13 protein-coding genes are annotated in these 15715 nt (G+C 49.9%); 5 read left to right on the top strand and 8 right to left on the bottom strand.

Going from position 1 to position 15715, the window contains the following annotated elements; translation table 11 throughout:
* The first annotated feature begins 112 nt into the window (after positions 1-112).
* Both BQ8005_RS05960 and BQ8005_RS05955 read left to right on the top strand, forming a co-directional pair.
* Positions 113-1453: a hypothetical protein gene (locus BQ8005_RS05960; RefSeq protein WP_075317422.1), complete on the top strand. Its 1341-nt coding sequence runs from the start codon at positions 113-115 to the stop codon at positions 1451-1453.
* A gap of 52 nt (positions 1454-1505) precedes the next feature.
* On the top strand, positions 1506-3251 hold the full coding sequence (locus BQ8005_RS05955) for an OmpP1/FadL family transporter (RefSeq protein WP_075317421.1): 1746 nt from the start codon (positions 1506-1508) through the stop codon (positions 3249-3251).
* Positions 3252-3400: 149 nt separating this feature from the next.
* On the opposite strand, the gene BQ8005_RS05950 is transcribed toward BQ8005_RS05955, so the two are convergent.
* From BQ8005_RS05950 to BQ8005_RS05925, 6 genes are all read right to left on the bottom strand, one after another.
* Positions 3401-4336 (bottom strand): hypothetical protein, encoded by a 936-nt coding sequence (locus BQ8005_RS05950; protein WP_075317420.1) that lies wholly within the window; start codon positions 4334-4336, stop codon positions 3401-3403.
* Positions 4337-4383: 47 nt separating this feature from the next.
* Positions 4384-4857, bottom strand: coding sequence for a DUF6108 family protein (locus tag BQ8005_RS05945; protein ID WP_075317419.1), 474 nt, complete (start codon positions 4855-4857; stop codon positions 4384-4386).
* Between the two features lie 6 nt (positions 4858-4863).
* Positions 4864-5325, bottom strand: coding sequence for a hypothetical protein (locus tag BQ8005_RS05940; RefSeq protein WP_075317418.1), 462 nt, complete (start codon positions 5323-5325; stop codon positions 4864-4866).
* Positions 5322-5840 carry an RNA polymerase sigma factor gene (locus BQ8005_RS05935; RefSeq protein WP_021847578.1) on the bottom strand — a complete coding sequence of 173 codons (519 nt, stop codon included), beginning with the start codon at positions 5838-5840 and terminating at the stop codon, positions 5322-5324. The genes BQ8005_RS05940 and BQ8005_RS05935 overlap by 4 nt, the downstream gene beginning before the upstream one ends.
* Positions 5841-6173: 333 nt before the next feature.
* Entirely contained in the window at positions 6174-6731 is a 558-nt protein-coding gene (locus BQ8005_RS05930) for an NADH peroxidase (protein ID WP_021847577.1), read from the bottom strand.
* Between the two features lie 54 nt (positions 6732-6785).
* Positions 6786-7202: a Fur family transcriptional regulator gene (locus BQ8005_RS05925; RefSeq protein ID WP_021847576.1), complete on the bottom strand. Its 417-nt coding sequence runs from the start codon at positions 7200-7202 to the stop codon at positions 6786-6788.
* A 147-nt stretch (positions 7203-7349) separates the two neighbouring features.
* On the opposite strand from BQ8005_RS05925, the gene BQ8005_RS05920 reads away from it, so the two are divergent.
* On the top strand, positions 7350-9272 hold the full coding sequence (locus BQ8005_RS05920) for an NAD(+) synthase (protein ID WP_075317417.1): 1923 nt from the start codon (positions 7350-7352) through the stop codon (positions 9270-9272).
* Between the two features lie 10 nt (positions 9273-9282).
* Here the strand turns inward: BQ8005_RS05920 and BQ8005_RS05915 are convergent, their stop codons facing one another.
* Both BQ8005_RS05915 and BQ8005_RS05910 read right to left on the bottom strand, forming a co-directional pair.
* Positions 9283-10119, bottom strand: coding sequence for a transporter substrate-binding domain-containing protein (locus BQ8005_RS05915; protein WP_075318982.1), 837 nt, complete (start codon positions 10117-10119; stop codon positions 9283-9285).
* Between the two features lie 20 nt (positions 10120-10139).
* On the bottom strand, positions 10140-12278 hold the full coding sequence (locus BQ8005_RS05910) for a putative porin (RefSeq protein WP_075318980.1): 2139 nt from the start codon (positions 12276-12278) through the stop codon (positions 10140-10142).
* Positions 12279-12925: 647 nt separating this feature from the next.
* On the opposite strand from BQ8005_RS05910, the gene BQ8005_RS05905 reads away from it, so the two are divergent.
* The gene (locus BQ8005_RS05905; protein WP_075317416.1) at positions 12926-15190 is read left to right on the top strand and encodes a monovalent cation:proton antiporter family protein; all 2265 of its coding nucleotides are present in this window, start codon (positions 12926-12928) and stop codon (positions 15188-15190) included.
* 42 nt (positions 15191-15232) lie between these two features.
* A complete protein-coding gene (locus BQ8005_RS05900; RefSeq protein WP_075317415.1) occupies positions 15233-15658 on the top strand; it encodes an HIT family protein in 426 nt (141 codons plus the stop codon).
* The last annotated feature ends 57 nt before the right edge of the window (positions 15659-15715 follow it).

Here is a 15715-nt window from a genome sequence, read left to right as displayed (position 1 = left end):
TTTAGGGAAATCCCTATAAAGGGAGGGGGAAAATCTCTGGGAAATTCGAAACTTTGGTCTTATTTTTGTCATACGGAAATCAAGTGTTTGTAAATTATAAACTGACAGATATATGAAAAAGATTGTTTTTTTATCACTTTTAGCCCTGTGCCTCCCGTGGACACTCGCGGCACAGAGTGTAGATGACGACCTCTATTATGTACCCTCGAAGAAGAAGGCCGAACAGAAGACCGAGAAAGCAGAGGAAGAGACGGTACGAAAAGCTCCTGAGAACGTAATAGTTGTAGAAACGCAGAAACCTGTTGTCTGTACAAATTCTGGTACTACCACTATTGTAGTAAAGGACAAGAAGGGGAATGTGCGCGATGTGGATGAATATAACCGTCGTTACAACTCGAAAGAATATGACTTTTCGCAGAATGAAGATACTCTTTATATCGAAGAAAAGGCAGTGCCCGATCCCGACGGTGAATGGGTAAATGGCTTCGATGGTTCTGAGGACGATTATGAATACGCTATGCGCATCATTCGTTTCCGTAATCCGCGCTATGCTATCAGTATCAGTAGTCCGTTGTATTGGGATGTAGTCTATGGATTGAATTCGTGGGATTGGAACGTTTATACTGACGGACTGTATGCCTATGCTTTCCCGACGTTCACCAACCGTCTGTGGTGGGACTGGCGCTATAATTCCTACGGATGGGGCTGGGGTTGGCCCTATTATGGATGGAACTGGGGCTGGAGCGGCTGGCATAGCGGTTGGTACGGTGGCTGGTATGCTGGCTGGGGAGGCTGGTATGGCGGCTGGGGATGGCCCTATTATCACCATCCTCATTACTATCCAGGCTGGCATCATCCGGGACCTGGTTACTGGGCTTCACGCGATACATATACTACACGTCGCTCTTATGGCACACGTAGTGTATCTACGACTCGGACAACAACTAATGGAGGCCGTTCTGTCCGTAATGGTTCAGCCACTCGTACAACGAGCGGACGACGTGTTACTGGACAACAGGTGAGACGAACTACAGGTTCTTCTACTGGTCGCGTAGTTGGTACACGTGCGACTTCTTCACGTCAAAATTCGGGTACTGCCGTACGGACAACTTCGACAGATGCACGCCGTAGTACTTACACACGTCCTAGCAGTACACGGAGCGATTCGTATAGTACTGGCAACCGTACTTCTATACGACAAAATGGTGTAAGCAATTCTAGTCGTCGTAGCGCCGCTACTTATAATCGTGGAAGTTCTAATCAACCTTCGCGCATCTATCAGTCACAATCACGTCGGAACAGTTACGATGACAATTCGCGTAGTTTCAACAACACTACTACCCGTAGCAGCAGCCGGTCGTCTTTCTCAACGGGGGGAAGTACTCGTTCGTCGGGCAGCTTCGGTACCAGCCGTTCTAGTGGTGGAGGTGGTGGATCAAGCCGCAGAAGATAACAGTCAGTTGTGGAGAATCTTTTATGGATGCTAATTTTAAAGAACGAAAGATATGAAGAAAATAATAATAGGTGTGTCTGTTCTTTTGCTTACTCTGATGCAGACACATGCACAAACGGTATATGATGCGGTAGATTTTGCTACCAAAGATTTGGACGGTACGGCTCGTTTTGTTGGAATGGGTGGTGCTATGGGAGCTTTGGGTGGTGATATTTCGACGATGGGAACCAATCCTGCAGGTATTGGTATCTATCGAAGTAATGATGCTTCGTTATCCTTTAGTTATTCGGCTTTAAGTACAGAGGCAAAGTATTTGGGGAATACATACAATGCATCGAAGAATCGATGGAATTTCGATAACATCGGAGTTGTGTTTTCTACCAAGATTGGTAATCAAACAACTCTGCGTTATGTGAATTTCGGTTTCAACTATCACAAAGCCAATACCTTTAATCGGAATATGTGGATGGCGGGTGATTTACAGGGACATTCACAATTGTTTCAGATTGCTGGGATGACAGACGGATTGACACCAGAGCATTGGAATAGTGGTGCTATTTTCGATAACAATGATATCGGATGGTTGTCGGCGTTAGGCTGGGAAGGTTATTTAGTAAGTCCAAGTACTTCTTCTTTACCAGATGATATAGCTGATCAAATTGCAAATAGTCAAGGGAAATTAAATCCTGAAAATTTTGGTTATTATCCTATATTAGGTGAAAATAATCAGCCGTATTATATTGATAATGTTAGTGGTGAATTAACCTTTAATTCAGTAACAAATGGGCAACCTAATGAAAAAGCCTATGAGAATTATGGCTTTTATACTACGGTGGCTGGTGACGCGCCTTATCTCCGTGAATATCGTTCTCACGAAAGTGGTGGACTTGACCAATATGACTTTAATGTGGCTTTCAATCTAAACGATCGGGTTTATTTAGGTCTTACTGTTGGGGCTTATGATTTGGATTACAATAAGTACACTTTGTATAATGAAGATAGTCAGGGGCGTGACGGCGCAGGTTATAAACTCGAAAGCTATAACAATATCAGCGGCGGTGGTGTTGATTTCAAGTTGGGTGCGATTATTCGTCCGTTCCAATATTCTCCGTTGCGCATTGGTTTAGCTATACATACTCCTATCTTTTATAAGCTGACACACACGACATCGGCTGTATTGACTTCAGATTTTGCAGAGGAGGTAATCGATACGCGCAACTACCTGAAAGGCGGTGACATGAATTTTGAATACCAGCTTAAGACGCCTTGGACTTATAATGTAAGTTTGGGTTATACTGTTGGCAGCAGCCTTGCTTTGGGAGCCGAGTATGAATACAAGGATTATTCGAATATCAAATTCCAATATTCCGATGGTATGGATATGAGTTTTGAAACTCATCAAGCTGAAAACTTCTTACGAGGTGTTCATACACTTCGTTTGGGTGCCGAGTATAAGTTTATTCCACAATTCTCTTTACGTGCTGGATATAATTTGATGACATCTCCCTATCAAGACGGTTCTATTAAGGCCCTATCGATCAATTCAATCAACACAGATACGGACTTTATGAACTTGAAAGCGCGTAATATTTATACGTTGGGCATAGGTTATCGGGGTTCAATATTTTATGCAGACTTAGCTTATAAACTTACCTCACAGAAAGCTGATTTCTATCCTTTTGCTTATTGTGAAATGGATGATAATGATAATGTTATTTATAAGGAACTTCTTTCGGAACCAGCAAAGGTGAAGTTCAGTCGTAGCCAGGTATTGTTGACGTTGGGTATGCGTTTTTGATTTACGCATAAAGCCTGGGATGTTTTGGAAGAACAGGCAGATGTAATTCTTAGGCACGATTTACACAGATTATTATGGAGGTTATTAATTCTCTTCCGTATTGTTTTGTGTAAATCGTGCCTAAAATATATATATATCTAGCCTGCTGTTTACCAATACCAGGCGATGCCGAAGGAGTAGGGAGATACGTCAGGACCTTTGTTGCCTTGGAATAGGGTGTTCATGGAGTAACGCAGGTAAACACCAAGGTTGCCATATCCGGCTTGGAGCAACAGGTTGGTGCCGATGGGGCGTACATACATGCCTTTGCCTACGGTCTGCTTCTTGCCGCCGTTTACATGGCTGAAGGATTTCACGCCGTGGCGTATCTCAAATTCGGGGCCGAAGTTAAAGAATACGAGGCTTTTGTTCCAACGCTGTTGCCACTCAAGCTGTACGGGGATGCGGAAGAAGAAGTGGCGCAGGCGGCTGTCGCTGTAGTAGGGAGTGGTGGTTTCACTACCTTCGGGTTGCATGTCCTGCCCGTTCTGGAAGTAGCTGCTTCCGTCCTGTTTCAACAAGGCAAGGTCGCCGTCGAAGCTGAATGAACGGTAACCCCAGCTCAGGCCGATGTTGACACCCCAGTGCGGGTTTTTCTTGAAGTTGTGAGAGGCAGCGAGGACATTGAAACCGAATTCCCATGATTGTGACAGATCAAGATGAGCTTTGGAACTGGATCCGAATCCCATGAAGTTGTCTGCCAAGCGCGAGAATCCTAGGAATACCCCTGAGACATGGGCCTCATATTCATTGTATTTTTTCTTTTTGGGAATAAAAGGCAGAGCGTCGAGGAAGGTTCGGCTGTCGGCATCTACCTTCTCCAGATAGACTCCTTCAAAGATTTCTACTTCTTTTTGTTCATCGTCCTCTATCTGTTGTTCGTAGAGCCTGATGCGCATGTCTCCCTTTCCTCTCAGGATGATGATGGAGTCGCCCTGTGTCTCGACGATGGCTTTCTCTCGTTTGGGTTCGGTGGTTTGTTGGGCTTGTGTACAGACGGTGGCCAGTATCAGGCAGCCGGCTGTGAGGATGGTCTTTGTTTTCATATCTATATAATGATTAATGATAATTTCTTCATTTTTTGTTTTTCTTTTTATTGCTTGTATAGCATCTCCATCAGTTCGTCCTCATCTAGCGGTCCTTCGATGTAGACTAGGGTGGCCTTGTCTTCCTTGCCGACTTTGTAGAGGATGTAGCGGTTTACTTTTTTGCCCCTTTGGCTAGTACGGCTCAGGCGATAGTAGGCGCTGCGCAGTTCGCCGCTTTCGTTCACTTCCTGCGTCTTCTGTACCTGATGGGTATCGATGGCCTGTTTAAGGCATTGAAGGATTTCCTGTTTGTGGGGAGTCACTTGCTCGAATACCAGGCTTTTGTAGGCTGTCATGCAGTAGGAGCGGAGGATGCTTCCGTTCAGTTCTACGTAAGTCACGTTTTTTTCGTTTTTGTATTTTTCGAATAAGGTGGCTATCTGCAAGCCTTCCTGGGCGTATGTGGTGAAGCTGAAACAGAGGATTAGCAACACGATGCCGATGAGGCGGCGATATACGATGTTTTCTCTTGTTTTCATGATGTTTTAGGGTAATATGTTTGGTAAGATGATGTTTTCTTTCAGTTCTTCGTCAGTGAAGCCTACGTTCTGCAGGGCTTCCAACGCCTTGGCCTGTACCAATTTCGGGTCGTCGCAATAGTGTCCGTCGATGATGGCATAGCTAGTATGATTGGTTGTGATGTGGGGTAGCAGGCCGGCGATGCCGATACAGAGTAGCAGAGTGGCGGCAATGCCTGTGCTCAGATAGTACAGACGGTACAAGCGGGTAGGCTTCGAGGTTGCTTCCGGTTGCTTGGGCGGAGTGGTCTCTTCTTTCTGCGTTTGTTGGAAGGCTTCGACTTCCTGGTCGATACAGGCAAAGAGCGGGCGATACACCTCCAGGTGTTCGGGCACTTGGTCAGAGGCAAAGAAGCGGCGCAGTGCGCGTTCTTCCTCGCAGGTAGTCTGTCCGTCGAAATATTTTTCAAGCAGTTCTTCTGTCTTCATGACTGTTTCCTCCTTTTACGTTCTTGTATGGTTTGCAGGTAAATGTCTCTCACTTTCTTCCGTGCCCTCGACAGGTTGCTGCGTATGGCCTCGGCACTGCATCCGGTTATCTGGGCAATCTCTTCGCTCTCGTATTCCTCCACGTCCTTCATCCGCATGATGGTGCGTTGGAGTGGGGGGAGCGAGTCGATGATAGCCCGTATTAACTTTACTTCATCTTTCAGCTCAAGCAGATGGTCGGGAGTTCTGCCTCCGGCTACAGTTTGTAGCTGGTCGATGGAGCTGTTATCCCTGTTGCGTCGCCATTGGTCCATGCAGACATTGTGTGTCAGGGTCATGGCGAATGCCTCGATGCTTCGGTACTGGTCCAGCTCCAGCCGGTTGTTCCACAGCTTGAGCAGGACCTCCTGTACTGCATCTTCGGCATCCTCCGGGCTCTCGGTCAGCTTGCGTGCATAGTTCAGCAGCTTGGGGCGGAGCGGCAGGACGGATATTTTGAATTCGTTGAGTTCCATTTACACTTATAGGACGTTTGGGAAGACTAAACGTGACATCAAAGATGAAAAAAATATGAGATGTGGCAAAGAAATAAATGTGAGGAGCTTTGGCTTTTCGTTGATAGGTGGTCAGACGAAGTACTATATGGGGTTGTAACACAGTGCTTTGTGACAGTGTGACACAGTGCTTCATGAGGGTGTGACGAAGTGCTTCATGAGGAGGTGACAAAGCACTGCATGAGAGGGTGAGAAAGTGCTTTGTGGGGAGGCGATGAAGTGAGGGGCAAAAAAGAAGAGAGGATGTATCTTCTGGCGATACATCCTCTCTCTGTTCAGGGAATATTCAGAATCTTATTTCTTGAAGTAGCGGTTGTACAGACCCTCGAAACCTTTGCCGTGACGAGCTTCGTCCTTAGCCATTTCGTGAACTGTATCGTGGATGGCATCCAGGTTCAGAGCCTTGGCGCGAGTAGCGATGCGCTTCTTGTCTTCGCAAGCACCGCTTTCAGCGTTCATACGCTTCTCTAGGTTGGTCTTGGTATCCCATACACAGTCGCCCAGCAGTTCGGCGAACTTGGCAGCGTGCTCAGCTTCTTCCCAAGCATAACGCTTGAAGGCTTCGGCTACTTCGGGATAACCTTCACGATCAGCCTGGCGGCTCATGGCGAGGTACATACCTACTTCGGTGCATTCGCCCATGAAGTGGTTGTTCAGGTCTTTGATCATTTCGTCGTCGCAACCTTTGGCTACGCCGATTACGTGCTCGTCAGCGAAAGTCAGAGGACCGCCGGCTACGGCTTCTTCCACTTCAACAAACTTGCTGGCAGGAGCTTTACACAAGGGGCACTTCTCGGGAGCGGCATCGCCTTCGTAAACGTAACCGCATACTGTACATCTAAACTTTTTCATTTTTACTCAGTTTTTTAGTTTGAATTAATTAGTCTTATCTTTTTATTGTTTCAATCAATAACAATTTTCTTCCTTACAATGTTTGCAGACACCTCTATAATATAAGTGAATTTCCTGTATTTCGTGGCCTTCCGCCTCTGTACAGCCTTCGGCCGAGAGCCCGTCCTGACAAGGCAGGTCGTACACTTTGTTGCACACCTTGCAGAGGAAATGGGCATGTGGCGTGGTGTCGCCGTCGTAGCAGGTATTTCGTCCGTCGATGGTAAGTGTCTGGATGGCGGCATGCTCGTCGAGTAACTTCAGGGTGTTGTACACCGTTGTTTTCGACAGGGTAGGCATACCTGGAGCGAGCGCCGTGTAGATTTCGTCCACGGTGGGATGTGTATGGTGGTCCATCAGATACTGCATGATGGCTATCCGCTGTACCGATGGCTTTATGCTGTGGCTCTGCAAACGTTCAATAACATCCATATTCGCTCTTTTCAAAGTTGTAATGATTACATTTTTAATTCTGATGCAAAGATAGTCACTTCTTTCTATTTACCAAAGGTTTTCCCGTTTTTTTCGTGGTCATATTGATAAATTGGTTTATTTTTGCGGTAGTTAAACTTTTAGGATATGAATTACGGATACGTGAAAGTGGCGGCAGCCGTGCCTCGAGTGCGTGTGGCAGACTGTAAGTTCAACGCCGGACAGATAGAGAAGGAAATCATCATTGCCGACGGAAAAGGTGTGCAGATCATTGCTTTTCCGGAATTGTGTATCACCGGCTATACCTGTGGTGACCTGTTTGCCCAGCAGCTTTTGCTGGAAGAAGCCGAACTGGGATTGATGCAGGTGCTCAATACGACGCGTCAGCTGGACATCATTTCCATTGTGGGCATGCCTGTCGTGTGCGAAGGACAGCTGCTGAATGCGGCGGTTGTCATCCAGAAGGGACGGGTATTGGGTGTCGTGCCGAAGACCTATCTGCCTAATTACAAGGAATTTTATGAGATGCGCTGGTTTGTATCGGCTTCCGATGTGTCGGCCCGAACGGTACGGTTGTGCGGGCAGGTAGTGCCGATGGGCGATAATCTGCTTTTCGAAACCTCCGACACCACTTTCGGTATCGAGATCTGCGAAGACGTGTGGGCGGCTGTTCCACCCAGCTCGTCTCTGGCATTGCAGGGAGCGGAAATTATCTTTAACCTATCGGCCGACAATGAGGCTATAGGCAAGCATGCCTACCTGCGTTCACTCCTGAGCCAGCAGTCGGCCCGCTGCCTGGCTGGATATGTGTTCAGTTCGTGCGGGTTTGGCGAATCGACTACCGATGTCGTGTTTGCCGGTAACGGTTTGATTTATGAGAACGGTACGTTGCTGGCGGCCAGTGAGCGGTTCTCGCTGGAAGAACAGCTGGTAGTGAGCGAAATCGATGTGGAATTTCTGCGTACGGAACGCCGGGTGAACACGACCTTTGCTGCCTGCCGCAGGCGGGTGGCTCCCGAGGCAGCGGTCAGAATATCGACGGAACTGGTCAACAGTCGTGAGCTGAACTTGACGCGTACTTACGATCCGCATCCGTTTGTTCCGCAGGGACCCACACTGGACGAACGTTGCGAGGAAATCTTTTCCATTCAGGTAGCCGGATTGGCACAGCGTTTGACGCATACCAAGGCTAAGAGTGCGGTGGTAGGCATTTCTGGCGGACTCGATTCGACACTGGCGTTGCTGGTCTGTGTCAAGACCTTCGATAAGCTGGGATGGCCGCGCAAGGGGATTGTTGGTGTGACGATGCCCGGCTTCGGTACAACGGATCGTACCTATACCAATGCGCTCGACCTGATGACTTCGCTCGGGGTGACGGTGCGCGAGGTCAGCATCAAGAAGGCCTGCTTGCAGCACTTCGAGGACATCGGCCACGATGCAGCGGTGCACGACGTGGTGTACGAAAACTCACAGGCACGCGAACGTACGCAGATTCTGATGGATATTGCCAACCAGACGTGGGGACTGGTCATCGGTACGGGCGACCTTTCGGAACTGGCTTTGGGATGGGCTACGTACAACGGCGACCACATGTCCATGTATGGTGTGAATGCCAGTGTGCCCAAGACGTTGGTCAAACATTTGGTGAAGTGGGTAGCAGAGAATGGAATGGACGAGACTTCGCGTAGTACGTTGCTAGACATTGTGGACACTCCCATCAGTCCCGAACTGATACCGGCTGACGAGAATGGTAACATCAGCCAGATAACCGAAGACTTGGTAGGACCTTACGAACTGCATGACTTCTTCCTCTATCATTTCCTGCGTGGAGGGTTCCGTCCGTCGAAGATATTCTTTCTGGCTGTACGTACTTTCAAAGATGTATATGATGAAGAGACTATTCGTAAATGGTTGCAGACTTTCTTACGCCGTTTCTTTAATCAACAGTTTAAGCGCTCCTGTCTGCCTGACGGACCGAAAGTGGGTAGTGTTTCCCTCAGTCCGCGAGGTGACTGGCGCATGCCGAGCGACGCTTCGTCCGAAGCATGGCTCAAGGAGTGTGAGGGCTGACCTGCCTAGCTTACTTGTAGTATTTCCGATAGATTTTCTGATATTCTCTGCCCTGTTTGAAGTCTTCGAGCCACGTGTCGAGACTGTCGAGCAGGGCAGGTGACTTTTTGCTCACGGCCCACGAATAGAATTGTGTGAAGCTGATATCGGTCGAGATATCTATTTGCGGCATGCTGTCGGCAGCGGCACGAGCTATCTGTTCGTCACACACGGCATAGTCGATGTCTCCGTGGGCCACCATGGCTATCAGCTGTTCGGGACCATACTTTTCCACCTCTTTAATATAGATAGTATCGGCAATCTCGTCGCCCAAATTTTGGATGCGCAGAATGGATGGTGAGCCTTTCACTACGTGCAGCGTCCGTTTAGCCAGCGACAGGTGGGTGCGGATAAATAGCGAGTCGTTCTCTTCGGTCGGCTTGCGCTGTACCAGCACTTCTTTGGTCAATGCGATGGGGGTAGTGAGCAACAGCGAGTCTTTCAGTTCGCTGGTGGCCAAGATGCCGTTAGCTATCAGATCGTACTTACCAGCTGCCAGTCCTTCCAGTCGCTTTTCGAAACTCATTTCAGGCGTAATGTCTACTCGCAAGCCATGGTCGCGGGCGAAAGCTTCTATCAGTTCGTAGTCGAATCCCGAAAGGGTGTCACCGTCTAGGTGGAGGCTGATGGAGTTATACTCCAATGCGGCCCGCAGGATACCTTCAGCAGCGATGGCAGGATAGTCGCGTGAGATGTTCTCAGAAGCAGACGTGTCTTCGTGCTGGAGGACAAAAGTTGCTATCAGCGAGCCTGCGAGGGCTACGACCACATATTTCCATATCTTCGGGTTCAGTCTTTTCAGGAGCATGGACAGGTGTTTTTTCAAGGTTAGTCATAGAAGGTCCACGATACGCCCAGTTTCAGCAGTCGTGGGTTGATGGGGTAGTGGGGGACAAGGAATGAGTTCCGGTTGCCCATGCCTGCATTGACGTGGTACATCATTACGAAGATGCGTGTGCGCTTCAAGTGCAGGTTGGCATAGACGTTTACAATGGGGTAGCCGCCTATTTTCACTCGATTCTCTTCGGGTTGCAGGACGAATTGTGACAGGGCGGGCTGATAGGCAGGTGCGTCGTACTCGGTGAAGTAGCGCACGTCGGCACCCAGCTGAACTGTCAGTATTTTTTTAAACAGGCGTGTCAGTAGATAGAGGTTATGGTAGAGTGAGAGATCAGGTAGGGGCAGTACAGACTGGTTGCTCGACTTCTGCCACGTCACTTCATTGTCCAAATGGAGGATGCCCAGCTTGAAGTCCTGTTTCAGCATGGCTGCTATTACCTGAACGCTGCCACTGTGTTGCGTAGGCAGTGAGGTTGGGCCGAGGTACGTGTAGTTTTTGATATTCTCCACGCCTGCCTTCAAGTTTGTACGCCAGCGGTCGATGTTTAGTTCACCTTCTACGCGGGTACGGAATTCTTTGTTCAGGTCGTTGTCCCAGGCGAAGTGGTTGGAGTGGTAGTGGCGCATGTAGAACGACGGCAACGTGTTGCTGATGTAGCCGCGCGCCAGGAAATTCACCGTGTCTTTGCCCAAGCGGAAATTCAAGTCGAGATCGCCGTCTACGCGGAATTGGCCGATGGCTTTGCCCGCCAGGCCTACTTCGCCGTTGACGCGATAGTGCAGCAGGTTACCTTCACGCTTGGCCAGTTCGCCGCCTGCGTATACTTCATGTTCTGTGTAGATTTGGCTGGGCAGGGGTGTTTGTGTGGTCTGCCCGTCACCGTCGGTACGAGTTGCAGCCTCGCTGTTGCCCAGGTTCATCAGCGTGTAACGGCTCACTTTGTGCGAAGCGTAGGCTGTCAGGCCTGCCTTAGCATACTTGTTGAAGCCTTCAAGCAGCGAAATGCCTAAAACGTTCTTTACGCTCAGGGCCAGGGTAGAGTCGTTGCTCATGCCTTCTTGCAGGTAGGTGTTCTCGTAGGGACTGGAGTCGCCCGTAGGTTCCACGCCGGCGCGGTAACGATGGTTCGACCGCTCGATGTGGAATGTATGGATGAAACTGGTCACTGGTACAAATTCTTCTGTTACCAGTGTATCTTGCGGAACGGCCGTACTATCGCGCTGCGCCCGGCGGCGTGCGTTCTCGTCTTTGGTTTCTTCCAGTTTCGTCGTCTCGCGGGTGAAGCCCAGGCGATAACGGTGTGTCAGGTGGACGTAGAAGTTATGGTTGCGGTTGGCTGTCTGCTCGAAGTTGACGGGAATGTAGGTGGTTCCGCCTACTTCGGGCATGTTTTCCGGGCGGGTGATGTACTGGTCGTCTGTGATACCGCCGTTTTCGTTCATCTTCATCGAGAAGTTGTTGTACATGGCCTGCATCTGATAGCGTTCGCCGATATAGCTGGCAAAGAGGCCGGCGTTGAAGAAGGCTGTCGCCTGGTCGGTGTAGTAGCCGCGTCCGTAGAGGTAATCGATGTTGAATCCGAAAGCCAGGCGCTTATTGGCGTTCACCGAGAAGTAGGATTTGAAGCGCTCTTCACCGTTCACCTTGCTGCCTGCCTTGTAGTAGGTCAGGTTCGAGAATGGGATGTTGCTGTTCGTGAAGCGGAAATCGCCGGGGCGGAACAGGAAGCTGGAGTAGGTGGACAGAAACATGGTCGGTTCCCACTCTTCCCGCTCGAAAAACACGCGCGACAGGCGCGGACTGCCCAGGTTGCCCAGATAGTTGTAGTGTCCCTCCATGCCTTCTACGAGGTTCGTGTTCTGGAAGTTCAGGTTCAGCGTGTCGGCGGGAACACGCGTGCGGTCGCCCAGGCGTTCGTCCAGCTGCCACTGGTAGAGGCGTGGCGGCGGAGCCTGTACGTTGGTGCTGTCGTTCTTCAGGTTGTCCGGCTGAGTCGAGGGGTCTATCTGGTTGCCGTACTGGTCGCGCAGTGTCTGACCGTTGGCGTTCGTCAGCGTTTGCTGTGCCAGGGCGGTACTCAGTCCCAGGGTACACAGCAGCAAGTATGTCAGTGTGAGTCGTTTCAGTTTCATGGGGGCAAAGATAGTGAAAGGTGAGAGTATAAAAAACAAGCTCGCTTGATTTTTTATGTCGAACAGCCTCCTATCTTGTCAAAAGATAATGCATTGCCGGAATGCATCCGTCTGAAAGCATGTCCGCTTCAGCTTGGGTGCAACGGGCGGTGGTGACGGATTGTGACAAAATGATAACTTTCTGCGTCAAAAAGAAGGGTTGCTTCCAGCCCCGCGTACCGTTCTGTCAATCCGAGGGCTCGTAAGCCTCGCCCCGCGTGCGTTTCTGCCCGTCCGAGGGCTCGTAAGCCCTGCCCCGCGTGCGTTTCTGTCCGTCCGAGGGCTCGTAAGCCTCGCCCCGCGTGCGTTTCTGCCCGTCCGAGGGCTCGTAAGCCCTGCCCCGCGTGCGTTTCTGTCCGTCCGAGGGCTCGTAAGCCCTGCTCCGCGTGCGTTTCTGCCCGTCCGAGTGCTCGTAAAGCCCGCCCCGCGTACGTTTCTGCCCGTCTGAGGGCTAAGATCTGTCCTCTCTCTCGCTCGTTTTTGAAAAATTTTCATTCTTCATGGGCTTCATTCAAAACCGTTCTTATTTTTTTGTCAAATATAGTCTTCTTTCTTCATTTCTTTCGTACTTTTGTCAGCAGAAACGGAAAAACGGAGGAATTATGTCACATTTACCTACCCTGATAAGCGACCTGGCCCTCATCCTGGTGTGTGCGGGCCTGATGACGCTACTTTTCAAGAAACTCAAGCAACCGCTGGTGTTGGGCTACGTGGTGGCAGGCTTCCTGGCCAGTCCGCACATGCCTTATACGCCTTCGGTAATGGATACGGCCAACATTCAGACGTGGGCCGATTTGGGCGTTGTTTTCCTGCTCTTTGCCTTGGGACTGGATTTCAGCCTGAAGAAAATTGCCAAGGTGGGCGGAGCGGCCATCATTGCGGCGTGTACCATTATCTTCTGTATGATTCTGTTAGGGATGGCCGTGGGGTCGGGTTTCGGCTGGAAGCGGATGGACTGTCTGTTTCTGGGCGGTATGATTGCCATGTCGTCCACGACTATCATTTATAAAGCGTTCGACGACTTGGGGTTGCGGAAGAAGCAGTTTGCCGGTCTGGTGCTGAGCGTGCTTATTCTGGAAGATATCCTGGCTATCGTACTGATGGTGGTACTCTCAACGATGGCGGCGAGCCACAATTTCGAGGGGACGGAAATGATGGAGAGCATCCTGAAGCTGATGTTCTTCCTGGTACTTTGGTTTGTAGTGGGCATTTACCTGATACCTGGACTGTTAAAGCGCTGCCGTCGGCTGATGAGCGATGAGACGTTGCTCATTGTGGCGCTGGGTTTATGCTTTGCGATGGTGGTGATAGCGTCCAAGACAGGCTTTTCGCCAGCATTTGGTGCTTTCATTATGGGGTCCATCCTGGCAGAGACGGCCGAGGCGGAGTCGATCGAACGGCTGGTGGCTCCGGTGAAAGACCTGTTTGGTGCAGTGTTCTTCGTATCGGTGGGCATGATGGTCGATCCGGCGATGATTGTGGAATATGCTGTTCCTATCTTGGTCATCACCCTGGCGGTTATTGGCGGTCAGGCGGTGTTTGGTACACTGGGCGTGCTGCTTTCCGGCCAGCCGCTGAAGACGGCGATGCAATGTGGTTTCAGTTTGACACAGATTGGTGAATTTGCGTTCATCATTGCCTCGCTGGGCGTTTCGTTGGGTGTGACGAGTAATTTCCTCTATCCCATTGTCGTGGCGGTATCGGTCATCACAACCTTCCTCACCCCCTACATGATCCGTGTGGCGGGGCCGGCTTCAACGTTTGTAGACAGCCATCTGCCGGCAAAGTGGCGTGCCTGGCTGGAACGTTATGCTACAGCGGGTTCGCCAACGATGAACCACGAAAGTCTGTGGAAGAAGCTCATCGTGGCGCTGGTGCGCATTACGGTGGTCTACTCGGTGGTGAGTATCGCTGTCGTGGCGTTGGCATTTCGGCTGTTAGTGCCGTTGCTGCGCGAGGCGTTGCCGGGCATTTGGGGACAGCTGGCTTCGGCGGTTATTATCATCCTGTGTCTTGCACCTTTCCTGCGTGCCATTATGATTAAGAAAAACCATTCGGTAGAGTTTACCACTCTGTGGAAAGAGAGTCGGGCCAACCGGGCACCGCTGGTAGCAACCGTTGTGCTACGCATTTTGGTAGCAGCAGGGTTTGTGATCTTTGTGATCGGCGGATTGTTCAAGATGTCTGTTGGATTGGTATTGGGTGTGGCAGTGCTATTGTTGGTACTGATGATTATGTCGCGTCAGCTGAAGCGCCAGTCTATTCTTATTGAACGTACATTTTTCCAGAATTTACGCTACCGCGACATGCGGGCGGAATACCTTGGCGAGAAGAAACCCGAATATGCCGGACGCCTCTTGTCGCGCGACTTGCACTTGGCAGATTACGTACTACCCTCTGAGGCACGTTGGGCTGGACATACATTGGGCGAGTTGAATTTCGGTAGCAAATATGGAGTTCACGTGGTATCTGTATTACGCGGGCGTCGGCGATTTAATATTCCTGGGGCAAGCTTGCGTCTGTTTCCTCAGGACAAACTGCAAGTAATCGGTACCGACGAAGACCTGGCTGTCTTCAGTCGCGATATGGAGCAGGTTTCGGCTCTCGAAACCGACGTGGTGGAGAAGAGCGAGATGATTCTGCGCCAGTTCAGTGTGGATGCTGGTTCGCCTTTCTTGGGCAAGACGCTGCGTGAAGCAGGCATCCGTGAGAAGTATCGCTGTCTTATTGCTGGTGTAGATCGTGGCGACGGCACTTTGCATGCTCCTGTTCCGGCCGAACCTTTCTTGGAGGGTGATGTGGTGTGGATTGTGGGCGAGAGCAACGATGTACGCCGCTTGGTAAAATCAGAGGAAAAAGAAGAATAATTATTTAACAAAAAGATAGTAAATCCTTAAAACGAGAAAGAAATGAAAAGCGATCCGAAAGAATGTCTGTATTGTCAGAACAACGAAACGTTGCACAACTTGATGATTGAATTTGCCCAACTGGGTGTATCTCGTGCTTTTCTCTTCAAAGAGCAGACCTATCGCGGTCGTTGTCTTGTGGCCTATAAAGATCACGTGAACGATTTGAACGAGCTGTCTGACGACGAACGTAATGCCTTTATGGCCGACGTGGTCCGTGTGACCCGCGCTATACAAAAGGTGTTCAATCCCGAGAAAATTAATTATGGTGCCTATTCCGACAAGCTGTCGCACCTGCATTTCCATTTGGCACCGAAATATGTAGGCGGCCCTGATTACGGCGGTACATTCCAGATGAACCCAGGTAAGGTTTATCTTTCTGATGCCGAGTATCAGGAGATGATCGAGGCACTGAAAGCAGCACTTTGAGAATGGAGAATGTAAGATTGAGAATGGAGAATTAAATTATTAGTATACATCTCCATT

It is taken from the genome of Bacteroides togonis, from assembly GCF_900130135.1.
GTDB classification, from domain to species: domain Bacteria; phylum Bacteroidota; class Bacteroidia; order Bacteroidales; family Bacteroidaceae; genus Bacteroides; species Bacteroides pullorum.
This window is presented reverse-complemented; position numbering and strand designations above follow the sequence as displayed.